4 protein-coding genes are annotated in these 2,459 nt (G+C 59.9%); all 4 read right to left on the bottom strand.

All coding sequences use genetic code 11. The features are described from left to right. Positions 1 to 465: Clp protease N-terminal domain-containing protein (locus V6C07_RS06115; protein ID WP_333535473.1), on the bottom strand; the 465-nt coding region annotated here is incomplete at its 3' end. An 8-nt stretch (positions 466 to 473) separates the two neighbouring features. Then, a complete protein-coding gene (gene clpS, locus V6C07_RS06120; RefSeq protein ID WP_012625056.1) occupies positions 474 to 794 on the bottom strand; it encodes an ATP-dependent Clp protease adapter ClpS in 321 nt (106 codons plus the stop codon). Between the two features lie 23 nt (positions 795 to 817). Further along, positions 818 to 1,459, bottom strand: a complete 642-nt coding sequence (locus V6C07_RS06125) for a class IV adenylate cyclase (RefSeq protein WP_333535474.1) — start codon at positions 1,457 to 1,459, stop codon at positions 818 to 820. Next, positions 1,459 to 2,459, bottom strand: a 1,001-nt coding sequence (locus tag V6C07_RS06130) for an AAA family ATPase (RefSeq protein WP_333535475.1), incomplete at its 5' end; no start/stop codon positions are given. The genes V6C07_RS06130 and V6C07_RS06125, both read right to left, overlap by 1 nt.

Here is a 2,459-nt window from a genome sequence, read left to right on the forward strand (position 1 = left end):
TTCGCCGCCCTGCTCCACGCCGCGTGAGCCGCCGCCCTCGTCCATGCCATGCGACACAAACGTGAGCACGTCCAGCCGCTCCACCCCCTGCTTGCGCAGGTAGTAGTGGGCGTAGCTTTCCTCTTCGTCCATAATGGAAATGAGCAGATCGCCCAGTTCTACAGTATCGCGCCCGGCAGCACGGATATGCCCCAGGGCGCGCTCAAGCACACGCTGCACGCCTTCTGTCTGGGCCACCTCGTGCTTGCCGGCAAAAGGAACCACTTCCAGTTCACGGTTAAAGAAATCCTCAAGCTGCTCGCGCAGCACGGCCACACTGGCCCCGCTGCCCTCAAGCAGAATACGGCCGCGCATGCTGTTTGTGAGCGCGTAAAGCACATGCTCGACAGTCAACATGTCATGGCGGCGCCGGTGCGCTTCCATAAGTGCATCACGAATGACGCTTTGAACACTCTTGCTCAGCATAGGCAATCTCAGTAAATTTTTTCCATGGTGCACTTGAGGGGGAATCCGGCGGCTCTGGCCGCCTGATGCACCCTTTTCACCTTGGTTTCAGCCACTTCATGGGTGTACACGCCACATTGGCCCACGCCCTGCTGGTGCACGTTCAGCATGATGGCGGTTGCTTCCTGCGTGGTCTTGTTAAAAATACTGCACAGAACAGCCACTACAAAGTCCATGCTGGTATAGTCGTCGTTATGCAGGAGAACCCGGTAACGATCCGGCTCCTTCAGCTTTTTTTCCACAATAACCTGGCTTTCGCCGTCATTGCGGCCCTGTTTGAAAGAGGACATTCAATGGCTCCACAGTACGGTTTTCAGCGCGATACCGGGGGGACATCGTTTTCTTCCCCCAGGCCCAGTTGCTGCCGCCAGGCTTCTCTTTGCGCTTCGCTGAACACAAAGGAGCGGCGCGCAGGCAGGTTGTTACGCTGCAGCCATTCCTGATGCAGCTGATGATAATTCTTGGTACTCATTGCCGTCTTGTCAAGCCCCAGGCGGCGCTGCACAGCCTCGATGGCTTCGGGTTCGCCTTCCAGTTCGGCCCCTTCCATAAAGGGCAGAATATCAAGCTCCACCTCCACGCCGTCCAGCACCCAGGGTTCGCGGACTTTTTCATACCGCGCCACGGCGCTGTAGCCAAGGCCTTCAAGGATATGTTTCATGGCGGACGCGTCCGACACTTCCACTTCACGCTCTTCACGCACCTTGTACTGCCCGGCCCCGGCCGGAACCGCAGCCGGAAGCTTGAGGGTCAGCACATGACGGAACCGTGTGGCCCACTCCTGACTGCGCAGGCGCAGCAGACGCCCACCGGCGACAAGGCAGCCGTCCCGCGCGTAAAAAACCGTGTTGCTTTCAAAATGCGCGCCATGACAAAGAGCACCGGCTTCGGCCAGCCTGCGGCGCAGGTCGTCCAGATTTGCATCGGGAAATTTTCGTTCCACTTCCAGCGCCATTACTCATTGTCCTCCGCTTTGGGGCGGCGATGAAAAAGCCGCTGCTGCAAGGCCGCGATGGTGGCAACGCCGCCCTTTTCCTCTCCGGGATGCACAATGGGGTCAAAGCCCAGACGTCTGGCCTGGGTAAGGCGCAGTTCCTGCGCGGCCACGGGGCGCACCTGCCCGTTCAGGTCCACCTCGCCCCACAACACGCTTTTTTCAGGCAGCGGCACGTCATAATAGGATGAAAGCACCGCAGCCACCAGAGCCAGGTCCAGCCCCGGCTCGTTGAGCTTCATGCCCCCGCCCACCTTGGCGTAAATGTCCACCTGCGCGAAATTGAGCTTGAGCCTTTTTTCAAGTACGGCCAAAAGCAGATGCAGGCGGCCCACATCAAAGCCCAGGGCAGCGCGACGCGGAATGCTCAGAAAAGTGCGGGATACAAGGGCCTGCACTTCCACCGCAAGGGGCCGCTGTCCGTCCACAGCCATAACCACGGCCGTACCCGAAAGGGACGCATCGCGCTGGCCCAGAAAAAAGGTGGAAGGGTCATCCACCACTTCCATGCCGCGCTGGCCCATGCGGAAAACAAGCAGTTCCTCATTGGGACCGAACCGGTTCTTGAACACGCGCAACAGGCGGAACATCTGCCGCCGGTCGCCTTCAAGAGAAATAACCGTGTCCACCATATGCTCCAGCAGCCTCGGCCCGGCCAGCACCCCATCCTTGGTCACATGGCCCACGAGAATGAGGGTGCAGCCCAGACGACGGCACAGCTCAAGCAAAGAGGTGGCAACGGCCCGCACCTGGCTGACATTACCGGGCAGGCCCTCGGCCTCAAGACTTGTAAGGGTCTGCACCGAGTCCACCACAAGCAGGGCCGGGTTTTGCGCATTGGCCGCCTCTACCACGTCCTCCACGCGAGACGTGGCAAGGGCCAGCAGGTTGGGATCAAGCATGCCCAGACGCTCGGCCCTGCTCTTGATCTGCGGCAGCGATTCCTCGCCGCTGGCATACA

Origin of the sequence: Desulfovibrio sp. 1214_IL3152 (assembly GCF_036763055.1) — a bacterium.
Lineage (GTDB): Bacteria > Desulfobacterota > Desulfovibrionia > Desulfovibrionales > Desulfovibrionaceae > Desulfovibrio.

Excerpts from the sequence above, each read along its gene's own strand:
- clpS (WP_012625056.1), bottom strand. The coding sequence starts at position 794 with ATGTCCTCTTTCAAACAGGGCCGCAATGACGGCGAAAGCCAGGTTATT.
- V6C07_RS06125 (WP_333535474.1), bottom strand. The coding sequence starts at position 1,459 with ATGGCGCTGGAAGTGGAACGAAAATTTCCCGATGCAAATCTGGACGAC.